The organism is Faecalibacterium sp. AF10-46 (genome assembly GCF_003604105.1).
Classification (GTDB): domain Bacteria; phylum Bacillota; class Clostridia; order Oscillospirales; family Ruminococcaceae; genus Faecalibacterium; species Faecalibacterium taiwanense.
Window position 1 is genome coordinate 180683 of sequence record NZ_QVGY01000001.1, and the last position, 25519, is coordinate 206201.

At 57.1% G+C, this 25519-nt stretch carries 27 protein-coding genes; 14 read left to right on the forward strand and 13 right to left on the reverse strand.

The features are described from left to right. Positions 1–8: 8 nt before the first annotated feature. The 5 genes from DWV57_RS00945 to DWV57_RS00965 form a co-directional block, all read right to left on the reverse strand. Positions 9–1181, reverse strand: coding sequence for a Gfo/Idh/MocA family oxidoreductase (locus DWV57_RS00945; RefSeq protein WP_097778203.1), 1173 nt, complete (start codon positions 1179–1181; stop codon positions 9–11). Positions 1182–1186: 5 nt separating this feature from the next. Further along, positions 1187–2272 (reverse strand): Gfo/Idh/MocA family oxidoreductase, encoded by a 1086-nt coding sequence (locus DWV57_RS00950; protein WP_118528086.1) that lies wholly within the window; start codon positions 2270–2272, stop codon positions 1187–1189. A gap of 21 nt (positions 2273–2293) precedes the next feature. Beyond that, positions 2294–3577 carry a TRAP transporter large permease gene (locus DWV57_RS00955; RefSeq protein ID WP_097778201.1) on the reverse strand — a complete coding sequence of 428 codons (1284 nt, stop codon included), beginning with the start codon at positions 3575–3577 and terminating at the stop codon, positions 2294–2296. A gap of 18 nt (positions 3578–3595) precedes the next feature. Beyond that, the gene (locus DWV57_RS00960) at positions 3596–4129 is read right to left on the reverse strand and encodes a TRAP transporter small permease (RefSeq protein WP_097778200.1); all 534 of its coding nucleotides are present in this window, start codon (positions 4127–4129) and stop codon (positions 3596–3598) included. Positions 4130–4256: 127 nt separating this feature from the next. Beyond that, positions 4257–5318, reverse strand: coding sequence for a TRAP transporter substrate-binding protein (locus DWV57_RS00965; protein WP_158576352.1), 1062 nt, complete (start codon positions 5316–5318; stop codon positions 4257–4259). A gap of 503 nt (positions 5319–5821) precedes the next feature. Here DWV57_RS00965 and DWV57_RS00970 point away from each other — a divergent pair. The 7 genes from DWV57_RS00970 to DWV57_RS01005 all read left to right on the forward strand — a co-directional run bounded on the left by DWV57_RS00970 (position 5822) and on the right by DWV57_RS01005 (position 11194). Continuing rightward, positions 5822–6451, forward strand: a complete 630-nt coding sequence (locus DWV57_RS00970) for a GntR family transcriptional regulator (protein WP_243089061.1) — start codon at positions 5822–5824, stop codon at positions 6449–6451. Between the two features lie 171 nt (positions 6452–6622). Further along, a complete protein-coding gene (locus DWV57_RS00975) occupies positions 6623–6910 on the forward strand; it encodes a hypothetical protein (protein ID WP_242959405.1) in 288 nt (95 codons plus the stop codon). An 85-nt stretch (positions 6911–6995) separates the two neighbouring features. After that, a complete protein-coding gene (locus tag DWV57_RS00985) occupies positions 6996–7505 on the forward strand; it encodes a DUF1667 domain-containing protein (RefSeq protein ID WP_343214680.1) in 510 nt (169 codons plus the stop codon). A gap of 162 nt (positions 7506–7667) precedes the next feature. Then, on the forward strand, positions 7668–7808 hold the full coding sequence (locus DWV57_RS14365; protein ID WP_154258627.1) for a hypothetical protein: 141 nt from the start codon (positions 7668–7670) through the stop codon (positions 7806–7808). Between the two features lie 27 nt (positions 7809–7835). Next, complete coding sequence (locus DWV57_RS00995) at positions 7836–9395, forward strand: recombinase family protein (RefSeq protein WP_097778388.1); 1560 nt, start codon at positions 7836–7838, stop codon at positions 9393–9395. Between the two features lie 135 nt (positions 9396–9530). Beyond that, positions 9531–9977 (forward strand): hypothetical protein, encoded by a 447-nt coding sequence (locus DWV57_RS14370; protein WP_165853634.1) that lies wholly within the window; start codon positions 9531–9533, stop codon positions 9975–9977. A gap of 335 nt (positions 9978–10312) precedes the next feature. Continuing rightward, a complete protein-coding gene (locus DWV57_RS01005) occupies positions 10313–11194 on the forward strand; it encodes an aldose 1-epimerase family protein (protein WP_120019659.1) in 882 nt (293 codons plus the stop codon). 132 nt (positions 11195–11326) lie between these two features. On the opposite strand, the gene proS is transcribed toward DWV57_RS01005, so the two are convergent. Beyond that, a complete protein-coding gene (gene proS, locus DWV57_RS01010) occupies positions 11327–12766 on the reverse strand; it encodes a proline--tRNA ligase (protein ID WP_005939895.1) in 1440 nt (479 codons plus the stop codon). Between the two features lie 122 nt (positions 12767–12888). Then, complete coding sequence (gene acpP / locus DWV57_RS01015; protein ID WP_044953468.1) at positions 12889–13125, reverse strand: acyl carrier protein; 237 nt, start codon at positions 13123–13125, stop codon at positions 12889–12891. 299 nt (positions 13126–13424) lie between these two features. Between acpP and dapF the strand changes: the two genes are divergently transcribed. From dapF to DWV57_RS14375, 6 genes are all read left to right on the forward strand, one after another. Continuing rightward, positions 13425–14264: a diaminopimelate epimerase gene (gene dapF / locus DWV57_RS01020; RefSeq protein WP_120019660.1), complete on the forward strand. Its 840-nt coding sequence runs from the start codon at positions 13425–13427 to the stop codon at positions 14262–14264. A 69-nt stretch (positions 14265–14333) separates the two neighbouring features. Then, the gene (locus tag DWV57_RS01025) at positions 14334–15521 is read left to right on the forward strand and encodes an LL-diaminopimelate aminotransferase (RefSeq protein ID WP_097774778.1); all 1188 of its coding nucleotides are present in this window, start codon (positions 14334–14336) and stop codon (positions 15519–15521) included. A gap of 132 nt (positions 15522–15653) precedes the next feature. Then, the gene (locus tag DWV57_RS01030; RefSeq protein WP_005939906.1) at positions 15654–16025 is read left to right on the forward strand and encodes a GntR family transcriptional regulator; all 372 of its coding nucleotides are present in this window, start codon (positions 15654–15656) and stop codon (positions 16023–16025) included. A 2-nt stretch (positions 16026–16027) separates the two neighbouring features. Next, entirely contained in the window at positions 16028–16873 is an 846-nt protein-coding gene (locus DWV57_RS01035) for an ABC transporter ATP-binding protein (protein ID WP_120019661.1), read from the forward strand. Then, positions 16870–17511 (forward strand): ABC-2 transporter permease, encoded by a 642-nt coding sequence (locus tag DWV57_RS01040; RefSeq protein WP_120019662.1) that lies wholly within the window; start codon positions 16870–16872, stop codon positions 17509–17511. Before DWV57_RS01035 ends, DWV57_RS01040 begins: the two co-directional genes overlap by 4 nt. 1 nt (position 17512) lies before the next feature. Next, positions 17513–17671, forward strand: a complete 159-nt coding sequence (locus DWV57_RS14375) for a hypothetical protein (RefSeq protein WP_005939916.1) — start codon at positions 17513–17515, stop codon at positions 17669–17671. A 60-nt stretch (positions 17672–17731) separates the two neighbouring features. Here DWV57_RS14375 and DWV57_RS01045 read toward each other — a convergent pair whose 3' ends face one another. The 6 genes from DWV57_RS01045 to DWV57_RS01075 form a co-directional block, all read right to left on the reverse strand. After that, the gene (locus DWV57_RS01045) at positions 17732–17971 is read right to left on the reverse strand and encodes a hypothetical protein (protein WP_120019663.1); all 240 of its coding nucleotides are present in this window, start codon (positions 17969–17971) and stop codon (positions 17732–17734) included. A gap of 19 nt (positions 17972–17990) precedes the next feature. Then, positions 17991–18470, reverse strand: coding sequence for a YhcH/YjgK/YiaL family protein (locus DWV57_RS01050; protein WP_120019664.1), 480 nt, complete (start codon positions 18468–18470; stop codon positions 17991–17993). Between the two features lie 179 nt (positions 18471–18649). Beyond that, positions 18650–19555, reverse strand: a complete 906-nt coding sequence (locus tag DWV57_RS01055; RefSeq protein ID WP_005939926.1) for an SPFH domain-containing protein — start codon at positions 19553–19555, stop codon at positions 18650–18652. 50 nt (positions 19556–19605) lie between these two features. Next, complete coding sequence (locus DWV57_RS01060; protein ID WP_120019665.1) at positions 19606–20055, reverse strand: NfeD family protein; 450 nt, start codon at positions 20053–20055, stop codon at positions 19606–19608. 257 nt (positions 20056–20312) lie between these two features. Continuing rightward, complete coding sequence (locus tag DWV57_RS01070; protein WP_120019667.1) at positions 20313–22169, reverse strand: glycoside hydrolase family 13 protein; 1857 nt, start codon at positions 22167–22169, stop codon at positions 20313–20315. Positions 22170–22244: 75 nt separating this feature from the next. Continuing rightward, complete coding sequence (locus tag DWV57_RS01075; protein ID WP_120019668.1) at positions 22245–24650, reverse strand: glycogen/starch/alpha-glucan phosphorylase; 2406 nt, start codon at positions 24648–24650, stop codon at positions 22245–22247. A 426-nt stretch (positions 24651–25076) separates the two neighbouring features. On the opposite strand from DWV57_RS01075, the gene DWV57_RS01080 reads away from it, so the two are divergent. Beyond that, a complete protein-coding gene (locus DWV57_RS01080; RefSeq protein ID WP_120019669.1) occupies positions 25077–25508 on the forward strand; it encodes a cell division protein ZapA in 432 nt (143 codons plus the stop codon). Positions 25509–25519 lie beyond the last annotated feature (11 nt).

The window sequence follows — 25519 nt, forward strand, 5'->3', positions numbered from 1 at the left end:
CTGCCGCATCACTTGCCCACGTCACGCCCCAGCGTGATAGGCTTTGCACCTACAAAATTTTCAACGCTGCGGTGTTTTTCGTGGAAGTGAGGCATCACCTTGGCAAAGCCGCCCCGCTGGTAGTACACATCGTCACCGGTAAGGGGCAGCGTGACGGTGGTGCCCGTGTTGGCGGATTTGTAGATGGCAGTGATCAGCTCAATGGTCTTGCGGCCTTCGGCACCGTCTACAAACAGAGCTTCTTCCCCACGGATCGCCCGCAGGAAGTTGAGCAGCTGGGCAGGGTGGCCTTCACGCTCGAGATCGGGCAGATCATCGTAATATTTTTGCAGCTTTTCCTCTTCTTCCCGATTTTCCTCGGGGAAGCCGTTGACCATGGAGGCGTTGGACGACACGTTCCACGGCACTGCAATGCTGGCCTTTTCGCCATTGAACTGTATCTGCTGCGCTTCGTCATGGTTCACGATGGAGGTGGTAAGCCGCACCAGCTTGTCCGGATAGTTCAGGATGGCAATGCCCAGATCCTCGCATTCGGAGTTGTCGTGCCCTACATTGCGGATGACCGCGTACACGCTTTCCGGCATTCCAAGCATCCACTGCATCAGGTCGATATGGTGCACACCGTGGCTCGCCATCGCGCCGGAGGACTCCTTATCCCATGTGCCTCGCCACCACAGGTCGTAGTAGCTCTGTCCGCGCCACCACAGCGAATCCACAGTGGCAAACAGCACCTTGCCGATGAGCCCCTCGTCCAGGATCTTTTTCACCTTCTGGTTGGGGGTCTTGCAGCGATTCTGCACCACCACGCTTAGGAGCTTTCCGCTTTCTCTGGCTGCGGCGATCATGGCATCGCACTCTTCCAGTGAGCAGGCCATGGGCTTCTCACAGATGACATGGCAGCCGCTGCGCAGAGCTTCCACGGCGATTTCCGCGTGCATCTGCGGCGGCAGGCAGATGGACACTGCGTCGATGCCGCCGGAAGCAATGGCTTCCCGGCAGTCCTTATAGGCTTTTGCGGCGGTCAGCCCGTTTGCCTGAATGAGCTGTTCGGCTTTTTCCGGGAAAAGGTCGCACACCGCGCACACCTCGCACAGATCCGGATACTGCAGATAGGCCTTGATATGTACATCTGCGATCGCGCCTGCACCAATAATGGCGATTCGGATTTTTTTCTGTTCCATCAATTTCACCTCTTAAAGCCAACTTTTTCCGCTTCGCGTTCTGCCTGGATCGCAAGCTCGATCACACGGAAGATGTAATCCTGCTTCATCACCAGCTCGGTGTGATCCAGACAGTCACGGATCATGCCGCCAAAAAAGGGAAAACCGCACTTGCCGCTGGCGCAGCAGTGATGCTCGCCTTCGTGGTCAACATAATACACCTGATCGCCTTCTGCGTTGTTGGCGATATCAATATACTTTCGGATCTCAATGTAGCCGTCCGTGCCCTCGATGATGGTGCGACCATCACCCCATGCACCCAGCCCCTTCGGGGTGAACCAGTCCACCCGGAAGTAACCGGTCACACCGTTGTCGCATTCGATCATGCAGTCGCCAAAGTCCTCGAGTCCGGGGCGGCCCGGATGATTGTAGTTGCCTGCGCGGCTGTGCACGATGCGGGCATCTTTGGCTCCGGAAAAGAATATGATCTGCTCGATCTGGTGACAACCGATGTCCGTGAGGATGCCGCCGTAAACATCTTTCTCAAAAAACCAGTCCGGACGACTGCTCTCAGGGCCCATGCGGTGGGGGCCCCAGCCCATTACCTGCACGACCTTGCCGATCTTGCCCTGTTCCAGCAACTGCTGTGCATACACCGAACCTTCCACATGCAGACGCTCGCTGAAATAGCAGAAAAACTTCTGCCCGGTCTCGCGCACCGTCTGACGCACCTGCTCCAGATGCTCGAGCGTGATCAGCGGCGGCTTGTCCACAAAAAAATCCTTGCCGTGGCGCATAGCCTCCACGCCCAGCGGCCCGCGATCCAGCGGGATGGATGCCGAAGCGATCATCTTCACATTGGAGGCGTACACCTCATCCTTGCTCGCCGCAGCCTTCGCCGAGGGGAACGCCTGTTGGAATTGCGCCACCTTTGCAGGGTCGGAGTCGTACACCAGCGTGATCTCGGCACCCGCCTCGGTCAGACCGTTGCACATGCCGTAGATGTGACCATGGTCCAGCCCGATGACTCCTACGGGGAAGTCACCCGGGGCGCATACCGGCTTTGACCTGCCCTTGGGTGCATACATTGCTCCATCTTTTTTTTCCTGCATAAGGATACCCCCTTTTCTTTATCAGCCGTAGATGAGACCCGGCAGCCAGGTGACCAGCGGCGGGAATACGAATGCCAGCGCAACGACGATCACGACGGTCGCGATGTAGGGCAGCAGAGGCTTGGCCGCTTTTTCTACCGGAAGTTTTGCCACGCCGCAGGAGATGAACAGGAAGGTGCCAACCGGCGGGGTGATCGCGCCCAGCTGCATGACGATGACCATGGGAACGCCGAACTGAATGGGATCAAAGCCCAGCGAGTTGCCAATGGCAAGCACGGTGGCTGCAAACATGGCAATGATGACAGTGGGATCCAGGAACATGCCAAGGATCACAAATGTCACGATGAGGAACAGCACTGCCAGCACCGGGCTGCCCAGTGTGTTGACCGCAAAATTCTGCACCTCGGTCTGGAAGTGCAGGCGCACCAGCACATTGGAAAGCACACCGGCACCCACAATGGTCATGTACACCACAGAGGTCGTCACGGCAGAATCGATCAGGATGCCGGGAATGTCGCTCCACTTCAGAGTCTTGCTGATGCAGAAGCCATACAGCAGACCGTACAGGATGGCCAGAACACCGGACTCGGTGGGCGTAACGATGCCGAAGCAGATGCCGCTGAGAATGATCAGGGGCATCATCAGTGCTCCCAGAGAATGCCATGCGGTCGTCAGCAGATTCCGGAGAGAGAAGCGGGTGCGGGGAATGTCATATTTGCGCAGCCGGTATTCCAGATACACAACACCCATCTGCAGGAGTCCCAAAAGAATGCCGGGCACCAGTGCACCCATGAACAGACGTCCCACGGGCACCTCTGTATAATAAGAATACAGGATCATGGCGATGCTGGGCGGAATGATGGGCGACAGCATGGAGGAGCCTGCGGTGACTGCCACAGAATAATCTTTGTCGTATCCCTGCTTTTCCATGGCAGGGATCAGCATGCCGCCAATGGCTGCAGCATCGGCGCAGCCGCTGCCCTGAATGCCGCCAAAGATCATGGAGGTAAGCACGTTCACATGACCAAGACCGCCGGGCAGCCAGCCAACGGCTGCATCTGCAAAGTTGACCAGCTTGTCGGTGATGCGAGCCTTCATAATGATGTTGCCCGCGATGACAAAGTATGGGATGGCCAGCAGCGAAAGGCTGTTGGCGCTGCCGAACATCTTGATGACGGTAAGTCCCAGCGAGTTGCCGCCTAACGTAAGGAACAGGATGCCGGTGATCAGCAGCGACATAAAAATGGGAAATCCCAGAAAGATAAAGGCAAGCAGAACAATAAAAATCAAAAATACGGTAAGCATCTGTGTCCTCCCTCCTTCTCAAAACGCGCCGGTCACATTGTCGTCCTCACCGGGCGAGGAAGCAAACGGGTTTTTGCCGAACACCAGGATCAGAATATATTCGTAAAGAAGATACGCACATCCCACCGGGATCGCTGCATAGAACCATGCATTGGAGATGGGCAGGTTCTGCAGGAAACTTGTGCGCATTTTGATCGTTTGCTGAATGCCGATCACGATCAGCAGAACCAACGTAGCAATGACGATCACCTGTGCGGCCTTGTGCAGGATCCGGGATGCTTTGGCGGGCAGATATTTCTCTGTAAAGCTCTCCAGACTGACATGCGCATCCTGCCGTACGCCAAGCCCCGCCGCCAGAAATACTACCCAGATCGCCAGCATTTGCATCATCTCGTTTACCCATGAAAACGGACGAAGAAACGACACACCTTTGATCAGGTAGCGCAGAACGACATTCATTGTGCACATGCCCATCATGGAAACCAGCAGTGCGACCAGTACGACCGACCGGACCCTATTCAGGATCTTATCAATTTTTCTCAGTGCATTCAAAGCAGACACCTCCTGCCGCAATGATTTTGTGTATCACCAAAAAAGTCCGGGCTGAAAATTTCTGGTTCCAGAAAGATACAGCCCGGACAACTCCATTCAAAATACAGGGATAGCCGATGCCGGCTTTTTACTTAATGGAGAGCAGCAGGTCAGTGAACTTGGCCCAGGCATCGCCCTTTGCGCGATACTCGTCCAGCATTGGTGCACAAGCATCCTTCCATGCCTGAATATCGGCAGGCTCGGTGACCTCCACGCCATCCTTCTTCATCTGCTCCAGTGCGTCCTTCTGGGCATCGTCATCAATGGACTCCTGATAATCCACGGCTTCCTTCACGCAATCGGTGACGAGGGTGCGCACATCTTCCGGCAGAGATTCCAGCCAGTCGGTGTTGAAGAAGAAGTAAACGCAGGCAATGATATGATTGGTGATGGCCAGATACTTTGCATTATCCTGCAGCTTGGACGCATTCAACATCACGGGAGAGCCTTCGCAGCCCTGACAGACATTCTGCGAAAGGGAAGTATAAATATCGTTCCAGTCCATGGTGATGCCAGCAGCGCCCAGACACTCGAACATTCCGTTGTAGATGGCGTTGGGACCGCGCATGACCAGATCTTTCATATCGGCCAGCGTCTTTACGGGCACGGTGGTCAGCATATCGCGGGAGCCCATAGACATGCCGCCCATGCCGCTCAGGCCGATGGTGTTTGCCAACTCGTTCACCTGATCCTCGGCACCCTTCAGCACACGGCGGTACTGATCGTTATCCTCAAACAGGAAGGGGAACTCGAACATCTGCATCTGCTCCAGACCGTCGTATGCACCCGGGCCGGTGCCGGGAGTGGACAGGACCAGCTCCAGATCGCCTGCAATGGCCATTGCCACCTGCTCAGCCTGACTGCCCAGCTCAGAACCGTAGTTTGCCGTTGCTTTGATCCGACCGGCACTCTTTTCGTTGACAAGCTCCACAAACTTTGCCAGCGCCATGCCGATGGTGCTTGTGGCTGCCTGATTGGAAGAAGCACGCAGAGTGTACTTCTTTCCGTCCGCTGCAGGGGCTGCACTTGCACTGCCGGAAGCTGCAGTGCCGGCAGTGCTGCCGGAGCTTCCGCCGCAGGCATTCAGTCCGACTGCAGCTGCCGAGATGCCGGTGATCTGCAGGAAACGGCGACGAGAGATCTTTTTCATTTCAATAGCCTCCTTGTTTTTTGTCCTCTTGTATTCGTGTGGAAAGCTCCACCTGAGACACGGTTCGTTTCGGCCATCGGCATGGCCTGCGGAGTTCAATGGAAACATTGTGTATCCGCTTTCATTGCGATTTCATAATACGGCTTTGCTCCTTTTTTGTCAAGTATTTTTTATTCTTTTTATCAATTCTTAGTTTTTATGGTCGTTTTGACTGATTTTTGCCTTTATTTTTGGCGGATTTGTTTTAAGGAAAGTCTCTCAGCGTTCTTTGAAAAGAAACGCGTTTCATTCACAATTGCACTTCTTCCATGGCAGAACGGGTGTGGCGCGCTTCCATTATAATAGGGGGCTCTGCGCTGACGGATACAGAGCCGATGCCCCGATTTTCGGATTTGACAACCTGCCCTGAAATCGCGTATAATGCAAAAAGCGATCAAAGAAAGGAGCGGTGAACAATTGTACGGACTTCTGAGCGCAGAAACGGTGAATCTGCCAAGAACTATGTGCTACGCGTTCTGGTGGACAACATTGTCAACACCTGTCTGGAACCCGGAGAAAAACTCAACGAGCCGGAATTGTGCCAGCAGTTGGGAGTCAGCCGGATGCCCTTCCGGGAGGCAGAGTTGGAGCTGGTGCAGCGGCGGCTCATCGAGATCCGTCCGAAGATCGGCACCTATGTCTCCCTCATCGACGCGGAGCTGGTAGAGGAGGTGCGGCACCTCCGGGCGGTGCTGGAGATCGATCTGTCCGAGATGGCCTGCCAGATGCTGAACAATCAGCAGCTGGACCACCTGTGGGAGAATGTGGCGCTGTGGCAGATGTACATTCAGCGAGCGCAGGAGGAAAAGATCTTTGCGCTGGACAAGGGATTCCACCGGCTGCTTTATGTGCAGTGCGGCTGCCCGTACTGGTACGATCTGGTGGAAAATCTGGCACCTCATTTTGACCGCACCACGGTGCTCAGCTTCCGCTGCCGTCCGGCAGAGGCCATTCTGGACGACCACACCAGTCTGCTGAAGGCCATCGAAGCAAAGGATGCTGCCGCTGCGCGGACCGTTGCCGCCCGGCACATGCAGCGGTATACCGAAAACCTTGCCACCATCCGGGAGTCCTTCCCCCAGTATTTTAAGTGAATATCCCCGAATTTCCAGAAGCTCTGTCGTTTTTTCCAAAGGACAGAGCTTCTTTTTGTGCACGTTTTTTGCCGAAACGGCTTGACAATCCCGACTGCAAGATGTATTTAAAACGATGAAATATATTTCAATAAGGTAGAGGCTATCACCCGGGAAAATGAGCTGTACTACCTGCACACCGCTCACGGCGATTTCTGCACCCGCTGGGTGGTCAACGCCGCTGGTCTGGGCGCAAAACAGATCTCCGACCTGCTGGGCCTGACCGGCTACCGTGTCATCGGCTCCCGCAGCAACTACATCATCCTGCACAAGCGCATGGGCAAGCTGCTGCCCATGCCGGTGTACCCGGTGCCCAGCAACACCTACATGGGCATCCACATCACCCCCACCGTGGACGGCAACGTGACTGCCGCATCGTGGTGCGCCAGAACGGTGTGGAAGTTGCTGCCAAGAAGATGAAGAAAGCCATTCCTGCGGAGATGATCCAGTTCAAGGTCTCTGCTGCCAAGCTGCAGGAAACGGGCGCACTGGAGGTGTCGGTGGAATGAAAAAGCAATTTACCTGTATCGTCTGCCCCAACGGCTGCGAGATCGAAGCCGAAGTTGAAAATGGTCAGGTGATCTCGGTCACCGGTCACACCTGCCCCCGCGGCGAACAGTATGTCCGTCAGGAGCTGACTGCGCCCCGCCGCACCATCGCCAGCTCGGTGCTGGTCAAGGGCGGCGAGCTGCCTGTTACCAGCGTGCGCCTGACCAAGGCCGTCCCCAAGGATATGATCTTCCCGGTGATGGACGAGATCCGCAAGGTGGTGCTGACAGCACCGGTCAAAGCGGGCACCATCCAGATAGTTGTCCGGGTGTGTATCCTAGGTGACAAAGATCTGCTCCGGACGGTAGGTGCGGATCTTTTCCAGCACCTTCGGCAGAATGGCTTCGGCCTCTTTTGTGCCAAGCGAGCCGGTGATAAAGTCGTTTTGCATATCCACTACGATCAGAAATTTCATACGGAGTACCTCCCAAACGGATGTGTCAAGACACCTTTTCTTTCAGTATGACGTCTGAAAAAATGCAAGGTTTTGTGGACTGCTCCTTTACAAAATGTGAGCTGGACCACACCGCCCTGAAGGATTGCAGCCTGAAAAGTTCTGATTTCCTGCAGACGGAAATAGACTGAAAGGACGCACATCACAACAAGGTAAACCGAAAAGGGGGAGCCTATGGAGAAAACTTCTTTTATCCTGCACGAAAAATTCCATTCTGAGACCAACCAGCAGCGCAAAGAACGTTTTCAACGGGAGTTTGAACGATATATCGTTGATAGACTGTCTGCTGCCGATCCGTCAAAGGCCGGTGTCTGACAGAGTGTCACTGCAATGGTGCAAAGCATGAAAGCAGCAATTTATTGCCGTCTGAGCAAAGAAGACGAAACCAAAACCGGTGAATCAGAAAGCATCCAGAACCAGAAGTCGATGCTGATCCAATACGCCATGGAAAAGGGGCTTGAACTCTACCAGATCTATTCTGATGAGGATTACTCCGGCATCGACCGGAACCGTCCGGCCTTCAATGCGATGATCCAGGCTGCCAGCGAACATAGGTTTGATGTGGTGCTGGCAAAGACCCAGTCCCGTTTTACCCGTGATATGGAGCTGGTGGAAAAATACCTCCACGGAAAGTTCATGGAGTGGGGCATCCGGTTCATTGCGGTGGTGGACCATGTGGATACCGACGATACCGCCAACAAAAAGTCCCGGCAGATCAACGGTCTGATCAACGAGTGGTATCTGGAGGATCTGTCCGTCAATGTCCGTTCGGTGCTGGACCACAAGCGGAAGGAGGGGCAGTACATTGCCTCCTTTGCGTTGTATGGCTACCGGAAAGACCCAGCGGTGAAGGGGAGACTTCAGATCGACCCGGAGGCGGCGGAGGTGGTGAAGCGGATCTACGCCATGGCTCTCCGCGGCGTGGGAGCCCACAAGATCGCACAGATTTTGAACGAGGAGGGGGTGCCGAGCCCCACGGCGTACAAGCAGCAGAACGGAGACCGCTGCCACCTGACTCGGAAAACGCCCTATGAGCCGCTGTGGAGCAGCGGGACCATCTACCAGATGCTCCACAACCAGACCTATGCCGGGGATCTGGTGCAGGGGCGGCACAAAAGGGTGAGCTATAAATCCAAGCGGACGGTCTGGCTCCCCAAGTCTCAGTGGATCGTGGTGGAGAACACTCACGAAGCCATCATCGACAAGGATACCTACGCTATGGTGCAGCGGACGATGCAGGGCCGCACCCGCAGCGGCGTCGGCGGCATGATCCACCCTTTGGCACGGAAAGTGGTGTGCAGCTGCTGCGGCTGCATCATGGAGCAGACCGGCCGGCCGCCCAAGGCAGATGGCACCCGTGTGCGCTATGTCCGCTGCCGGATGCACCAGCGTGACCCCGGGCGGTGCGGGAACAGGACCTGCACCAACCTGAATGACCTGCAGGAGCTGGTGCTCCGGCGCATCCGGGAATATGCAGAGGACTACTTCGACCCGGAAAAGGTGGAGCTGCCCCGGAGGGATGACCCGGTGCGGCAACAAGCGCAGCGCAGTGAGCTGAAACGGCTGAAAAGCGAGGTAGAACGGCGCCGCAGGGCTGTGCAGCAGCTGTATCTGGATAAGGTGTCCGGTTTGATTGACGCCGTCCAGTTTTCGGAAATGAACCAGTCTTTTCTGAAAGAAGTGAAAAAGGCAGAGACACGGATCAATGCATTGGAGGCGGAACTGGAACAACAGCAGGAAGAGACCGGCGTGGTGCAGGCGCAAATGCAGCGTGTCCGAGAACTGGCACAGGTTTCGCATCTGACCCGCGAACTTGTTGTGCTGCTGGTGGACCGTGTAGTGGTCGGGCCGAAGGATGCACGGATGGGTGGGCAAAAAATCACGATCGAATGGAATTTTTGAGCGAAAAAGCTCTGGATGACCCGTTGGGTTATTTTCGTCCGGCCAGGTAGGGTAGACTTCGCTGGATGCAACATTGGCGATATAGTCCCGGAAGGAGACAGTCACATTGCGGGCGGATGCCGCAGGCCTGCCCAGATGCACCGTGATGTTTTTGGGAATGATAACTCTGTCCAGCACCCGGGGCACGCAGTTTTGCACCGGCTCCGGGCCGCTGCCGCCGTCTCCGGTGAAAAGCGAATGCTCCGGGATGACCACCGGCACATTCGGGATATCGCGGCCTTCCTCGGTATCGGGGATCATCTCCGGCTGGGCAAGGGTGACCTGCCCGGCAAAGATCTGCACGCCCTGAATGCGCACGGTGCGGTAGCCTGCTTTTGCGGCAGTCAGATCCACAACGGCATAGGGCCGGATGGTGTTGTCCTCCTGCAGGGACAGCGCACAGGAGGGGGCTTCAATGGAGAGGTCGGCAGCGGTGCCGGTCTCGTCGGTGATACGCTGAGCGGTAAAGCCGTTGCCGGACACGGTGACGAGAACACCCTCGATGGGCGAGGACTGACGTGCACCGAAAGCCTGAATGCGTAGAATGCCGGTGTTTTTCATAGGCGGATGCTCCTTTGCTGTAAAAGTGGTATCGCTTCTCTCACAGCGTATTCCACTGCGCCGCCGCGCGTGAATGGGGCTTTTCTTTTGCAGCAGAGGAGTGTATACTGGAAGCAGTTAGGCGGGTGCGCCCACTCCGGCAGGATGACGCGAAGCCATGGTCTAAAGTGCAGGCTGCAATTAGGATCGACGATGCACCACTACGGGAAGTGCGAGGGCTTCTCACGCTGGATGGACTGGCGAGCGGAAGCAGGACGGAGTGGGCGCACCTGCCGTTCGGACAGCCTATGATAAGAAGCATAAAGGAGAATACAGCAATGCAGGCAACCATTCACAATGAATTTTTGACCTTGACTGTGGATACCCACGGTGCCGAAGCCGTCAGCCTGAAAAATGCGGCGGGGGAAGAGCTGCTCTGGCAGGCCGACCCGGCAGTGTGGAAGCGCCACGCACCCATTCTGTTCCCGTGGACGGGCAAGCTGCCCGGCGGCACCTTTGAGGCGGGCGGCAAAACGTACAAGGGCGGTCAGCACGGCTTTGCCCGCGATGTGGAGCACACCCTGCTCAAGGCCGAGGGCGACACCATCCAGTTGGAGCTGAGCTCGGATGATGCCATCAAAGCCGAACGCTTCCCCTTCGACTTTGTGCTCACCAGCACCTTCCATCTGGACGGCAAGACCGTGCACCATACGCTGACGGTGCGCAACCCCGGCACCGAAGAGCTACGCTTTGGCATCGGCTATCACCCGGCGTTCAACATCCCCTTTGATGCACAGCACACCACCACGGATTACGAGTTCCGGTTCGACCAGCCGGAAAGCCCGGTCATTCTGGATGCCCGCCCGAACGGCCTGCTGTCTGGCAAGTGCTATTATCAGTGGAAGAACCAGCAGGCCATCCAGCTGACGGATGATCTGTTCGCAAACGACAGCTTTTGCATGGCGGGCCTGCGCACCAAGACCATTGGCATCTATGAGAAAGGCACCGGCCGCAAGATCACCTGCAGGGTGGAGGGCTACCCCTATTCGCTCATCTGGTCGGCTCCCGCAAAGCCGGTGCGGTTTGTGTGCATCGAGCCATGGCACAGCCTGCCCGCCGCCGAGACTGACCCGCAGGCGTGGAGCCAGCGTGCAGCCGCCGCCTGCCTTGCCCCGGGTGAAAGCTGGGAGACCACCCTGAGCACCACATTTGACCGCTGAAAAAGGTGAATGACAAAACCCTCTCAGGCGCTAACGCGCCAGCGATGACGGAAGGAGTTCTGCAAACAGCATAAAAGCTCCCGGAACATCGAAATGCTCCGGGAGCTTTTATGCTGTCATCAAAAGGAAAGCTTAGTACGCCACGCCCCAGTAGACCATGGTCTTGGCGGGCTTGCCGCAGCAGGGGCACACATCGCTCAGGTGTTCCTGCTCAAACGGCATGCAGCGGCTGGACAGGCCGACTTCTTCCTTCATCTTCATTTCGCAGGCAAGGTCGCCGCACCACATGGTCTTGATGTAGCCGGTGTTTGCCTTGGCCAGCTCCTTCACCTCGTCCATGGTGGTGGCAGCCCAGGTGCGCTTCTCGCGGTTGGCAAGAGCACGCTCGTACAGGTCCTTGCGCAGAGCTTCCAGCTGTGCGGGGATCGCAGTCTCCAGCTCGTCCAGAGAGACGAAGACTTTTTCGCGGGTATCGCGGCGCACCAGCACGCACTGGTTCTTTTCCAGATCCTTGGGGCCGATCTCCAGACGCAGGGGCACGCCCTTCATCTCCCACTGGGAGAACTTCCAGCCCGGGGCATTGTCGCTGTCGTCCAGCTTCACGCGGGCATACTTGCTGATCTTCTCGGCCAGCTCGGCAGCCTTCTCGGAAACGCCGGGCTTGTGGGCTGCGATGGGCACTACGACCACCTGAATGGGGGCCACTGCCGGGGGCAGGATCAGGCCGTCGTCGTCGCCGTGGGTCATGATGATAGCGCCCACCAGACGGGTGGAAACGCCCCAGCTAGTCTGGAACGGATGATGCAGCTGGTTGTCGCGGCCGGTAAAGGTCACGTCATAAGCCTTGCTGAACTTATCGCCAAAGTAGTGGCTGGTGCCGCTCTGCAGGGCCTTGCCGTCCTTCATCATGGCCTCGATGGTATAGGTGGCCTCGGCACCGGCAAACTTTTCCTTGTCGGTCTTGCGGCCCTTCACCACGGGGATGGCCAGATCCTGCTCACAGACATCTGCATAACAGTTCAGCTGCTGCTGGGTCTCAGCCTCAGCCTCGGCGGCAGTCTCGTGGATGGTGTGGCCTTCCTGCCACCAGAACTCGCGGCTGCGCAGGAAGGGGCGGGTGGTCTTTTCCCAGCGGACAACGCTGCACCACTGGTTGTACTTCATGGGAAGCTCGCGGTAGCTGTGCAGCACGCGGGACCAGTGGTCGCAGAACATGGTCTCGCTGGTGGGACGCACGGCCAGACGCTCTTCCAGCTTGTCGGAACCGCCCATCGTGACCCACGCCACCTCCGGCGCGAAGCCATTGACCAGTTCGCCTTCCTTCTGCAGCAGGCTTTCCGGGATCAGCACGGGCATTGCCACGTTCTCATGGCCGGTGGCCTTGAAGCGGGCATCCATGTCCTTCTGGATCAGCTCCCAGATGGCCTGACCGTAGGGGCGCAGGATGATGAAACCCTTCACGCTGGAGTACTCCACCAGCTCTGCCTTCACGCAGATATCGGTGTACCACTGTGCGAAGTTCTCTTCCTGGCTGGTGATCGCCTGTACGAGCTTCTTTGAATCTTTTGCCATTTTTGCTTTTTCCTCCTAAGGCCGTGCGCCAAACGGCTTGCGTTCCGCACGAACCATATTAAAAGCCCCGTCCATGCAGTGCGGCCGGGTGCCGCACCAGAAGGCAGGGCTTTTTGACTGAATCAGTTCTGCGCGTGGCTGTCCACAAAGTTTACCACATCGCCCACGGTGCGCAGGGACTCGATGGCATCGTCCGGCACCTCAATGCCAAACTCATCCTCCAGCGTCATCACCATATCCACGATATCCAGACTGTCGGCCTCAAAATCGCTCATGATGTCACTGTCCATCGTGATCTTTGCCGGGTCAACATCCAGCTGCTCCGCCAGCAATGCACGGATTTTTTCAAAAGTATCCATTCCTGTGGTCTCCTTTTTGCAGTTGTTTTGCCTGTCCTGTACACCGGTGCCGTGCATGCGGCTGCCGTGACGGATGCACCCGCAGATGCTGCGCGGCCCCGGACTGTACAAAACTCTCTCTTTTTTTATATCCCATGCCATGCGTATTGTCAAGCCCTGTTTTCCATTCTGACAGATTCCTTTGCGAAAAATTGCCGGAAAGGTGCATTTTCGCTTGACAGGAGCGCCCCGGTTTCTTATCATTATAGAGTAGCGAGTTTATAGGGACTGACCACAAGTCCCATGAAGGAGTTTTGAGCATGAAGCTTTCATTTACCAAAATGCAGGGCTGCGCCAACGATTATATCTATCTGGACTGCCGCAAAAGCGGTGTGCCGGAGAACATTGCAGCCCTTTCCGAAAAATTGTCCCGGCGGCATTTTTCCATTGGTGCGGACGGCATCATCTGCATCTGTGCTGCGCAGACGGCGGGTGCGGACGGCATGATGCGCATCTTCAACGCAGACGGCAGCGAGGGCAGGATGTGCGGCAACGGTATCCGCTGTGTGGCTGAATGGCTGTACACCCACGGCATTGCCAAAGAGACCCTTGCCATTGATACCCTCAGCGGCCTGAAGACCGTCACCCACAAGGGTGCGGGCCTGTGGCAGGTGGAGATGGGCGCTTACAGTGCCATGCCTGCCAGCCTGCCTGCTGTGAACATGGGCGAAGAACCGCTTGTGGACAAAGAACTGACCGTGGACGGCAAAACGTGGCATGTGACCTGCATCAGTGTGGGCAACCCCCACTGTGTGACCGTGGTGGAGGATGTGGACAGCCTGAAGCTGGAAGAGATCGGCCCGGCCTTTGAGCACCACGCAAACTTCCCGGAGCGCATCAACACCGAGTTCGTGCAGGTGGTGGATCCCACCCACCTGAAGATGCGGGTGTGGGAGCGCGGCAGCGGCGAGACATGGGCCTGCGGCACCGGCACCTGCGCCACCGTGGCGGCCCTGACCGAGCTTGGCATCTGCCCGGCAGGCGAGGACATCCATGTGCAGCTGCGCGGCGGTGTGCTGACCATCCGGGTATTGCCCGGCAGACAGCTGCTGATGACCGGCACCGCCGAGACCGTGTGCGAAGGTATCACAGAAGTTTAAAAAGAATGTTCGCTGCCGCCGTCCGGCGGCGGAGAACATGATACAAAGATGAATCGAGGGAAAGTAACCATGAAGATGAACAAGCATTACAACGAGCTGAAGGCAAGCTACCTGTTTGTGGACATTGCCCACAAGGTGGCCGCTTATCAGGAGGCACACCCGGAGAAGGAGATCATCCGTCTGGGCATTGGCGACGTGACCCAGCCGCTGGCAAAGTGTGTGGTCAAGGCCATGCACGATGCAGCCGATGAGATGGGCACCAAGGAAGGCTTCCACGGTTATGGCCCAGAGCAGGGCTACCCCTTCCTCAAACAGGCCATTCAGGGCTACTACGCAGGCCGCGGCACCCAGCTGGCAGAGGATGAAATTTTCATCTCTGATGGTGCAAAGAGCGATCTGGCCAACGTACTGGGCCTGTTCGATGTGGACAACACCGTGCTGGTGCCGGACCCCGTTTATCCCACCTACGTGGACGATAACGTGACCGATGGCCGCAAGATCATCTACAGCCGCACCAGTCAGGAGAACGGCTTCCTGGGAATGCCGGATGAGAATGTGAAGGCTGACATCATCTATATCTGCAGCCCCAATAACCCCACCGGTGCCGCCTACACCCGCGACCAGCTCAAGGCATGGGTGGACTACGCCAAGAAGAACGATGCCATCATCCTGTACGATGCTGCATACGAGTGCTTCATCTCCGACGAGAACCTCGCCCGCAGCATCTTCGAGATCGAGGGTGCACGCGAGTGTGCCATTGAAATTTGCTCCTTCTCCAAGATCGCAGGCTTCACCGGCACCCGCTGCGGCTACACTGTGGTGCCCAAGGAGCTGGAGCGCGAGGGCATGAACATCAATAAGCTGTGGCTGCGCCGCCAGACTACCAAGTTCAACGGTGTGCCTTACGTGGTGCAGCGCGCCGCCGCTGCGGTGTTCACCGAGAGCGGCATGGCCGAGATCCAGCAGAATTTGGACTACTACCGCAAGAATGCCAAGGTCATCGCAGACGCTCTGGACGAGTGCGGCGTGTGGTACTGCGGCGGCAAGAACAGCCCCTACATCTGGCTGCGCTGCCCCGGTAACATGAAGAGCTGGGAGTTCTTCGACTGGCTGCTGGAAAACTGCGGCGTGGTCGGTACCCCGGGCGTGGGCTTCGGCGAGTGCGGCGAGGGCTACTTCCGCCTGACCGCTTTCGGTGACGCCGAAAAGACCAAGATGGCCGCCGAGCGCATTAAGACCGCCATCAAGGCACTGTAAAACCTAAAAAATGCACCTGCTGTCCGTTTTGGACGGCGGGTGTATTTTTTTTGCGCATTCTCTTGACAAATCCGTATCTACTGTATATACTGTGCATATACAGACAAAACATAAGAGCCAAAGGAGCAGCCGATGGAACTGTTTATCAACAACAAAAGCGGCGCGCCTATCTATGACCAGATCTACAACCAGATCAAGCAGCAGATCATCAGCGGGGCTTTGCAGCCGGACGAGGCCATGCCCTCCATCCGGGGGCTGGCACGGGATCTGCGCATCAGCGTCATTACCACAAAGCGTGCCTACGATGAACTGGAAAAAGAGGGCTTCCTTTACGCAGTACCGGCAAAGGGCTTTTTTGTAGCCCCTAAAAACACCGAGCTGCTGCGGGAAGAGAACCTGAAAAAAATTGAAGCGCACCTCACCGAAGCTGTGAAGCTGTCCGCATCCTGCGGGCTGAGCAGGGAAGAGCTGCGGGAGATGTTGGAACTGCTGTGGGAGGGCTGAACATGAACGCACTGGAACTGCGTGGACTTACAAAACACTATAAGGACTTTACCCTCGGACCGCTGGATCTGACACTGCCCGGCGGCACCATCTGCGGCCTGATCGGCGAGAACGGCGCAGGCAAAAGCACCACCATCAAATTGATTCTGGACATGGTGCAGCGGGACGGCGGTACCGTGACCATCCTTGGCAGGGACAGCCGCACCGCTTCTGTCCGCAGCAAGGAGGAAATCGGCGTGGTGCTGGGCAGCGAGGGCATTCCCCTGTGCCTGAATGCGGTGCAGGCGGGCAAGGTGATGGCGGGCATCTACCGCAACTGGGACGCTGCCGCCTATGCGGAGCTGTGCCAAAAATTCGGTCTGCCGGACAAAAAGCAATACAAGGACTACTCTACCGGCATGAAGATGAAGCTGTGCATTGCCGTGGCGCTGGCGCACCACCCGAAGCTGCTGCTATTGGACGAAGCCACCAACGGGCTGGATCCGGTGGTGCGGGACGAGGTGACCGACCTGCTGCTGGACTTTACCCGGGACGAAAACCACTCTATCCTTATCTCCTCCCACATCGTCAGCGACTTGGAAAAGCTGTGCGATACCATCGCCTTCCTGCACAAGGGCAGGCTGCTGCTCTATGAGGAAAAGGACACCTTGCGGGAGGAATACGCCCTGTGGCATGGCACGGCGGCGCAGCTGGCGGCACTGGATACGCGGGTGTACGGCAAGCGGGTCACCCCCTACGGAGTCGAGGCGCTTGTGCGCCGGGATGCAATGCCCGCCGGAGCAGAGCTTGCCCCGGTAAGCATTGAGGAATTGTTTGTGTTGATGGTGAAAGGGGAAGATGTGCAATGAAGGGTCTGCTGTTAAAGGATGTCTATCAGATGTGGTACTATACCAGAGTGATCATTCTGGCAGCGGTGGTCATGATGCTGGTGGGAGTGTTTGGCATGAAGGAAGGCTCTAATTTCTTTATGCTGTACGGTGGGTTTTTGCTGGGGATATTCCCCATGACATTGCTGGCCTACGACCAGAACAGCCGGTTCAGTGCTTACAGTGCCGCCCTGCCGGTGACAAAAGAGCAGCTGGTGGGCAGCAAATACCTGATCGGCTTGGGTGCTATGGCACTGTCGGAGCTGCTGAGCATGGCAGCGCTGGCAGCAGCACAGCTGCTCTGGGGTACGGTAACCGTGCAGATCACCGTGGCGACCCTGCTTCAGGTAGCGATGCTGACCCTGCTGGGCAACATGATCCTGCTGCCGCTGACCTACCGCTTTGGCTACGAGAAGGCAAGGTATGTGTATTATCTTTGCATCGGTGTGCTGGCCTGCTTGATGGGCATTGCTGTGTCCTCCGGTGGAATCCTGTTGAACAGCATCCTGCCTGCCCATGGTTCGCTGTTGGTGCTGGTTGTCGTGCTGGCGGCGGCGCTGGCGCTGTATGCTCTCTCGTGGCGGCTGTCCGTTGCATGGTACGGAAAGGCAGAGCAGTAAAATGAAGAAAAGTCAAATCGCGGGCATCCTGTTCGGCGTTGCCATGGGCGTTTTGTTCAGCGTGACACTGGGAACAGTGGGTTTTGTGCTGGGCGCCAGCTTTGCAATTCTGGGCATGGTGATGTTCAAAGGATTGGATGACCCACAGGATAAAAAGTAAGCTGCAAAAAAGAGCGCCGCCCCTGCAGGAGAATCTTCTCTGGCAAGGGCGGCGCTGTATTTATTTTTCGGGCTTTTCGGCGTTTTTCTGTGCGTCTTCCAGCTCCTCCACCCGCTTTTGCAGAGCGGTGATCTTGTCGTCCATTTTCAGGAACGTCCACACCAGAACAGCCAGCACCACCGCAGGCGGAACCACCATCAGCAGGGACTGCTGGCACCAGAGCAGCAGCGAATAGCCGCCGAACACGGTAAAGAGGAACACGGCAAACAGGCTTGCAGCCAGTACAGCAAAAAATCCCATATAAATGCCCTCTCTCGGCTTATTCCTCGGTCTCGTCCTCATCGTCCGGGTCCAGCTCGATGCTGAACGCGGCTTTCTTCAGTTTGCCGCAGCCCTGCGCCTTCAGGCCGGATTTATAGGGCTCTCCGGCCAGATACAGGGCAAACCGCCCCTCGCACAGCATTCCGGCAATGCTGGTGCCTGCGGTGCCCACGGTGGTGTCGGTGGCTTCGTCGGTGGGCTTTGTCGGGGTCAGCTCTGCAAGGCTCACCTCAAACAGCTCGCTGCCGTCCAGATCGGTCTCCAGCGTGATGTGGTTGTCGTGGCGCTGAAACAGCGCTTTATCGGAAGTCAGCGGTGTGACGGTGCTCACAGTGACCACAGCCTTTTCGCCGTCGATGCGGGTGCGTCCGGCGGGCAGGGTGGTGATGTCCCGCGCCATGATATACTCAATGACGGTGTCGAGGTTGTCGCTCACGCCCAGATAGTTGGGCAGATTGTTCAGGGTATCGTAGATCATAGTGGTGCTCCTCCACAAGCGGCCTCGCCCTCTCCGTCACGTTCCGTGACACCTCTCCCAAAGGGAGAGGCTTTGGCAAAACCGGAGACTTTATCATTCTGCCAAGGGCTCCCACTTTGGGGGAGCTGTCGAACGAAGTGAGACTGAGAGGGCGAGGAAGCTGTCCTTTATAAAATTCTTTATTCTGCGTCCTTCGGGTCGGTCATCAGCTCTTTGATGCTGGGCACCACGCCGCCCAGATTCTGAAGCTCCGAAGGAATGATGATCTTGGTTGCCTTGCCGTTGGCCACCTTGGCCAGAGCTTCCAGACTGCGGATGGCCAGAACCTTATCGCTGGGCATGGCCTCGTTCAACAGGCGGATGGCATCGGCGTTGGCCTTCTGCACGGCCAGAATGGCCTGTGCTTCGCCCTCGGCTTCCAGAATGCGCTGCTGCTTCACAGCATCTGCACGCAGGATGGCGGCTTCCTTTTCGCCCTCAGCGGCGGTAATGGCGGCCTGCTTTTCGCCGTCGGCTTTCAGGATGACGGCGCGCTTCTCGCGCTCAGCCTTCATCTGTTTCTCCATGGCTTCCTGAATTTCACGCGGCGGGATGATGTTCTTCACCTCCACGCGGTTCACCTTGATGCCCCACTTGTCGGTGGCTTCATCCAGGATGGCGGTGATCTTGCCGTTGATGACATCGCGGCTGGTCAGGGTGTGGTCCAGCTCCATTTCGCCGATGATGTTGCGCAGGGTGGTGGCGGACAGACTTTCGATTGCCGCAATGGGCTGGTTGACACCGTAGGTGTAGAGCTTGGCATCCATCACCTGAAAGAACACCACGGTATCGATCTGCATGGTAACGTTATCGCGGGTGATGACCGGCTGAGGGGGAAAGTCTGCCACCTGCTCCTTCAGGCTCACCTTTTTGGCGATGCGCTCGATGAAGGGAATCTTAATGTGCAGGCCTGCCGACCATGTGTCGGAGTAGCTGCCCAGCCGCTCAACGACATACACCTTGGACTGGGGCACGATGACGATATTGGTGATGATCACCAGCAGGACGACAAAGACCAGCGCGAGGATCAGAAAAAACATGACCATAGTGGTTCTCCTTTTTCAGATGGGTGCAACGTTTCAGCGCAGAACGCAGATCACGCTCTGCGGCTTTCGGTCAATACGGGCTCCACGATGAGCAGGGTGCTGTGCAGTTCGGTCACACGGCAGCGCTGCCCGGGGGTGAGAATGTCGCCGGGAGTGGCGCAGCGGGCATTCCAGTCCACGCCGTCCAGCCGCACACGACCCGGCAGGTCGGCGGTGATCGTGGTCAGCACGGTGGCCTCCCGGCCAAGGTTGCGGTCGCCATTGGTGGGGGTGGTTTTCTGGCGCAGCTTTGCAGCCAGCGGCCGGAACGCCAGCAGGCACAGAATGCTTACCACGATGAACACCAGAGCCTGCGCCCGGAACGAATCCGTGAACAGGCAGGTGAGCAGGGCGGCAGCTGCGCCGACGGCGAACCAGACGGAGGTCATGCTGAAGGTGGAAGCCTCCAACAGCAAAAAGCCCACCACGGCAGCCAGCCAGAGAAATGGAACAGGATTCATGGTTCTCCCTCCTTATGCCCCTATTATAGAGTATCCCCCGGGTGGAAGGTCAAGCGTTTTTTACTGGAACGTTGCACAGAAAACGAAATAAAGAACAAAATAAATGAAAAACAGTGCAAGATGTAGTTTGCGGATACGGCCCTTTGTGTGAAAATGCAACAACGGGCGGCCCGCAGGCTGCCCGTTGTTGCGAAAATAAAAGATAAAATTTCCTCTGAATATGCCCAGAGCGAACGCGGCGGGCATTCAAATCGCTTTTACTTGATATCGTAATAGCTGTGGTTCGGGTTATGCCCGTTCTCCTCCACCACGATGGTAAAGCCCATGGGGTTCACCTCCGTGTGTTTGCCGGAAGCCAGCGGCTCCACGATGATGTGCTCCGAGCGGTTTACGATGATCTCGGCTGTTTCCGCTTCGCCTACGCGCTGGTAGTGCAGGATGCCGTCCTGCGCCCGCAGCACCCGCAGCTCACCGGTGCGGAAGGCCTCGCAGCTGTGGCGCAGCTGCGCCAGCTGGGCAAGCACCGGCTTCAGGCGCTTTTCGTGGCTGTCCCAGCAGAAGAAGGCACGGTTGAAGGGGTCGCGGTAGCCCTGCATCCCGATCTCATCACCGTAGTACAGGCAGGGCACGCCGGGCAGCGTGTAGATGATGGCATAGGCCATGCGCAGGCGCAGCATCCCTTCCTCGTAGGCTTCGCCGGTCACACAGCGGCCGCTCTGCCACTCGCGGCCACGGCCATTGGAGGGCTCGTCCGCGATGACGGTGAGGGCGCGTTCGGTGTCGTGGGTGGAGAGAAAGTTCAGCGCAGTGTCCATGGCAGGGGCGGGGTAGTGCTCACAGATGGACAGAATTTCGCCCATGGCCTGCTCGGCGGGCTTACCCTTTACAAAGTCCAGCACAGCGTTCTTGAAGGGGTAATTCATCACGCTGTCCAGCCCCTTGCCCAGCAGGTAGGTGCGGCGCTGGCCAAAGCCGTATTTGGTGGTGGCATCCTCCCACACCTCGCCCAGCAGGAACTTATCCGGGCTGACCCGCTTGACAGCGGCGCGGATCTTTTCAATAAAATCGTCCGGCAGCTCGTCGGCCACATCCAGACGGAAGCCTGCGGCACCGCGCCGCAGCCATGTGTCAATGACACCGCCCTCGCCGGTGATGAACTCCACATAGGAGGGGGTCTCTTCGTTCACCTCGGGCAGGGTCTCGAAGCCCCACCAGCTGCGGTAGCCGCCCTTATACTTGGGGTCAAAATCGTACCAGCTGCGGTAGGGGGAGTTGGGGTCGCGGTAAGCACCGCCGTCACCATAGCGGCCTTCGCGGTTGAAATAGCGGCTGTCGGAACCGGTGTGGCTGAACACACCGTCCAGCACGATGCCAATGCCGTACTTAGCGGCCTCGCGGCAGAGCACCTCGAACTCCTCGTTGGTGCCCAGCAGCGGGTCTACGTTGAGATAGTCGGCGGTGTTGTAGCGGTGGTTGGAGTGTGCCTCAAAGATGGGGTTGAGGTAAAGGTAGTCCACCCCCATCTCTCGCAGGTAGGGCAGCTTGATGCGGATGCCTTCCAAATCGCCGCCGAAATAGTCCTCGTTCAGATGGCCGCCGGTCTCGTTGGGCTGCCAGAAGGGTTCGGCGTGTTTGTCGGCCTGATACAGCCGGTCCGGGAAAGGCATGGGCTTGTTCTCAATGCCCTCGCAGAACCGGTCCGGGAAGATCTGATAGAACACCTTGCCCTTGATGCACTCCGGGGTCTGGAAACCGGTATCGTAGACGGTAATCTGCCACTTTTCGCCTTCCTGCCAGCTGACAACGCCGCAGTTGTCCGGCCCGCGGTAGATGCGGCGGAAGTCGGTGTAGAGGTCGAAGTAGTAGAAGTACAGGCCCGGGTCGTTCAGCGGCAGCTCCACGGAAAAGTGGTTCTGCTGGGGGGTCTGGCCGTCGAACTTCATGCGGTAGTGCACCGGCACGTCATATTTTCCCTCCTTCTGGAGCACCAGATGAGGATCGACATAGCCCAGCTCTTCCGGGATGCAAAGGGTCAGGCGTACGGACTGCCCGGCCCGCACTGCACCAAAGGGCTGCTTGAAATAGGGGTCATAGCTATTGAACAGACAAGACAAAGCAGGGTCGTCCTTTCTCAAAAAAGCCCCGGCGGGCCAAACGCCGCCGGGGCAGATGGATTTTTTAAGGGAAAATTACTTGCCCATGGGCACCGGGGAAGCGTACCAGATGTCGCGTGCGTAGTCCAGCACGGCGCGGTCGGCGCTGAAGATGCCGCTGTTGGCGGTGTTCTTCAGGCTCATCTGTGCCCACTTCTCACGGTCGCCATACAGCTTCTGCAGGTCGGCCTGTGCACGGCGGTAATCCTTGAAGTCGGCCATGACCATGTACGGGTCGCTGGTGCGCAGGTTCTCGGTCACCTCGTGGAAGTTCTCACCGTTCCAGCCACGCTCCAGGAAGTTCAGGGTGTAGTTGGCCACGTCGTCGCCCGTGATAAAGGCGTTGGGATGGTAGCCCACCTGCTTGAGGTTGTTCACCTCGGGGGTCAGCATACCGAAGATCAGCTCGTTCTCCTTGCCGGCAGCGTCTGCGATCTCCACGTTTGCGCCGTCCAGAGTGCCCAGAGTGATAGCGCCGTTCAGCATGAACTTCATGTTGCCGGTACCGGAAGCCTCGGTGCCTGCCAGAGAGATCTGCTCAGAGACCTCGGCAGCGGGCATCAGGTGTTCGCTCAGAGAGACGCAGTACTCTTCCAGATAGACCACGCGCAGCTTGTCGCGCACAGCGGGGTCGTTGTTGATGAGGTCGCCCAGCTTGCAGATCATGCGGATCATCTGCTTTGCCATGTAGTAGCCGGGAGCAGCCTTTGCACCGAAGATATAGGTCTTGGGGATGAAGTCGGCGTTGGGGTTCTCTTTCAGGTACAGGTACTGGGCAGCGATGTTCAGCGCGTTCAGGTGCTGGCGCTTGTACTCGTGCATACGCTTGACCTGACAGTCAAAAATGGAGTTCGGGTCGATGACCTGACCGGTGCTCTTTGCCAGATAGTTGGCAAAGCTGGTCTTGTTCTCCAGCTTGATCTCGTTCAGGCGCTTGAGAACGGTCTTGTCGTTCTCGAACTTGTTCAGCTTGGACAGATCGGAAGCATCATGCTTGTAGCCGTCGCCGATGGTCTCGTCCAGCAGCTTGCACAGGCCGGGGTTAGAGGCCAGCAGCCAGCGGCGGTAAGCGATGCCGTTGGTCACGTTCTTGAAGGCCTGCGGCTTGAACAGGTAGTAATCGTGGAAGACGCTGTCCTTGATGATCTCACTGTGCAGCTTGGACACGCCGTTGATGCTGTTGGCGGTGTAGGCGCAGATGTTTGCCATGCGCACCTGATTGTCGCCGATCAGTGCCATATAGTCGATCTTGCCCTTGTCGCCGGGGAAGACCTTCTCCAGCTCTGCGCGGGCGCGGCGGTCCATCTCCACCACGATCTGGTAGATGCGGGGCAGGGTCATCTTGAAGATGTCCACGTTCCACTTTTCCAGAGCCTCAGCCATGACGGTGTGGTTGGTGTAGGAGAAGACCTTCTGGCAGATGTTGAAGGCTTTGTCCCAGCCAAAGCCGCACTCATCCAGCAGAATGCGCATCATCTCGGGGATGGCCAGAGTGGGGTGGGTGTCGTTCAGCTGGATGGCCACCTTGTCGGGCAGGTTCTCGAGGGTCGCATAGCTGGACAGGTGGTTCTGGACGATATCGCCGATGGATGCGGCAGACAGGAAGTACTGCTGGCGCAGGCGCAGGATCTTGCCCTCAACATGGTTATCGTTGGGGTACAGCACCTTGGAGATCAGCTCTGCATTGGCGTTCTTGCTCATTGCAGTGTTGTAGTTGCCCAGAGAGAAGCTGGACATATCGAAGTCCGGGGCCTTTGCCTGCCACAGGCGCAGCTTTGCAACGCCCTTGCCGTCGTAGCCCTGCACATACATATCAGAGGGAACAGCCATGACGCTGTTGTAGTTGGTGTGCTGGATATAGTGGAAGCCGTTGTCCCAGTTCTCGTGGATCTCGCCGTCAAAGCGCACTTCCACAGCCTGATCGGGGTGGCTCTTCAGCCAGACCTGACCGCCGGGCAGCCAGTTGTCGGCACGCTCCTGCTGCCAGCCGTCCACGATCTTCTGCTTGAAGATGCCGTACTCGTACAGGATGGAGTAGCCGGTGCCGCAGATGCCGGTGGTGGCCATGCCGTCCAGATAGCAGGCAGCCAGACGGCCCAGACCGCCGTTGCCCAGACCTGCATCCGGCTCTTCCTCAAAGATGCTGTCAATGCTGATATCAGCGTCGGACAGGGCCTTTTTTGCCACCTCGTCCAGACCCAGGTTCAGCAGGCTGGTCTTCAGGCTGCGGCCCATCAGGAACTCCATGCACAGGTAATACACCTGCTTGGTGCCGGTGCCAATGGCCTTGGACTGGAACTTCTTGTGGTTCTCACTCATCATCTGGCGGCAGATCAGAGCCAGAGAGCGGTAGATCTGCTGGTTGGAAGCAACGCTCAGCTCCACGCCGTACTCGCTGGTGAGCTTGTCCTGAAGAAGTTTACCGAATTCTTTCGATGTCATAAAGGTACTCCTATCCGCATAAGTTTTCAGCTTTGCTAAAATAATTGAAATAATTGGCGCCTGCAGGCACTTTCCCTCACTTGCTCTGCCGCCAACATGACAAAGATATTATAATATGGCAGAATGACAAATGCAAGGAATCAGGGCATTTTTTCCGTAACTGACATTTTTTTATTGAACTTTCTGATAAATATGCCAAAATTTCAAAAAATACACTTTTTCTTGATGCTTATTTATATTATAATAGAGAAAGAAAGCTGTGTTCCGAAACATTTTCGGGGACAAACTCCGGGAGAAATGTGCCGGGTAACTCGCCCGGCGGGTGACAAGACACCAAAACGGTACCGGGAACGGTGCCGTTTCCCGGCAAAAATCAGAAGATCACTGCCCGCTGCGGGCAGAAAAGGATAAAAAGGGGAAACAGATATGGTCAACAAGGTACGGGTGAACATTGCAGGTACGCCGTATGCCATTGCTACGACGGACCCGGAAAAATATATTTTGTCGCTGGCGAAAAAGCTGGATGAAGACATCACCAAGCTTTTGGACGACAATGCGAATCTTTCGGTGACGAAGGCGGCGGTGTTCTGCGCCATGGATTATCTGGACGAATACCGCAAGAGCACCGGCAGTGCTGAGAATATGCGCAGCCAGATCCAGGATTACATTGCGGATGCCACCCGCGCAAAGCTGGCGGAAGATAAGGTCAAAGCAGAGAATGAGGTGCTGCGGCGGGAAGCTGCCGCCCTGCGCGAACAGCTGGAAAAGATGCGCAATAAGGAAGTCCGGCGCGAGGAGCGCGCCCAGCAGGCGGCACAGCAGTCTCTTGCAGAGGGCGAAGCGGACAAGGCAGAATAAGCCGTTTACAG

Coding starts and splice junctions, on each gene's coding strand:
- DWV57_RS01045 (WP_120019663.1), bottom strand. CDS start 17,971: ATGGGATTTTTTGCTGTACTGGCTGCAAGCCTGTTTGCCGTGTTCCTC.
- dapF (WP_120019660.1), top strand. CDS start 13,425: ATGAAGCTTTCATTTACCAAAATGCAGGGCTGCGCCAACGATTATATC.
- DWV57_RS01005 (WP_120019659.1), top strand. CDS start 10,313: ATGCAGGCAACCATTCACAATGAATTTTTGACCTTGACTGTGGATACC.
- DWV57_RS14375 (WP_005939916.1), top strand. CDS start 17,513: ATGAAGAAAAGTCAAATCGCGGGCATCCTGTTCGGCGTTGCCATGGGC.
- DWV57_RS01025 (WP_097774778.1), top strand. CDS start 14,334: ATGAAGATGAACAAGCATTACAACGAGCTGAAGGCAAGCTACCTGTTT.
- DWV57_RS01030 (WP_005939906.1), top strand. CDS start 15,654: ATGGAACTGTTTATCAACAACAAAAGCGGCGCGCCTATCTATGACCAG.
- acpP (WP_044953468.1), bottom strand. CDS start 13,125: ATGGATACTTTTGAAAAAATCCGTGCATTGCTGGCGGAGCAGCTGGAT.
- DWV57_RS00945 (WP_097778203.1), bottom strand. CDS start 1,181: ATGGAACAGAAAAAAATCCGAATCGCCATTATTGGTGCAGGCGCGATC.
- proS (WP_005939895.1), bottom strand. CDS start 12,766: ATGGCAAAAGATTCAAAGAAGCTCGTACAGGCGATCACCAGCCAGGAA.
- DWV57_RS00995 (WP_097778388.1), top strand. CDS start 7,836: ATGAAAGCAGCAATTTATTGCCGTCTGAGCAAAGAAGACGAAACCAAA.
- DWV57_RS00985 (WP_343214680.1), top strand. CDS start 6,996: ATGAAAAAGCAATTTACCTGTATCGTCTGCCCCAACGGCTGCGAGATC.
- DWV57_RS01035 (WP_120019661.1), top strand. CDS start 16,028: ATGAACGCACTGGAACTGCGTGGACTTACAAAACACTATAAGGACTTT.
- DWV57_RS01040 (WP_120019662.1), top strand. CDS start 16,870: ATGAAGGGTCTGCTGTTAAAGGATGTCTATCAGATGTGGTACTATACC.
- DWV57_RS14365 (WP_154258627.1), top strand. CDS start 7,668: ATGGAGAAAACTTCTTTTATCCTGCACGAAAAATTCCATTCTGAGACC.
- DWV57_RS01060 (WP_120019665.1), bottom strand. CDS start 20,055: ATGAATCCTGTTCCATTTCTCTGGCTGGCTGCCGTGGTGGGCTTTTTG.
- DWV57_RS00950 (WP_118528086.1), bottom strand. CDS start 2,272: ATGCAGGAAAAAAAAGATGGAGCAATGTATGCACCCAAGGGCAGGTCA.
- DWV57_RS00965 (WP_158576352.1), bottom strand. CDS start 5,318: ATGAAAAAGATCTCTCGTCGCCGTTTCCTGCAGATCACCGGCATCTCG.
- DWV57_RS01075 (WP_120019668.1), bottom strand. CDS start 24,650: ATGACATCGAAAGAATTCGGTAAACTTCTTCAGGACAAGCTCACCAGC.
- DWV57_RS01055 (WP_005939926.1), bottom strand. CDS start 19,555: ATGGTCATGTTTTTTCTGATCCTCGCGCTGGTCTTTGTCGTCCTGCTG.
- DWV57_RS01080 (WP_120019669.1), top strand. CDS start 25,077: ATGGTCAACAAGGTACGGGTGAACATTGCAGGTACGCCGTATGCCATT.
- DWV57_RS14370 (WP_165853634.1), top strand. CDS start 9,531: ATGCACCGTGATGTTTTTGGGAATGATAACTCTGTCCAGCACCCGGGG.
- DWV57_RS01050 (WP_120019664.1), bottom strand. CDS start 18,470: ATGATCTACGATACCCTGAACAATCTGCCCAACTATCTGGGCGTGAGC.
- DWV57_RS00955 (WP_097778201.1), bottom strand. CDS start 3,577: ATGCTTACCGTATTTTTGATTTTTATTGTTCTGCTTGCCTTTATCTTT.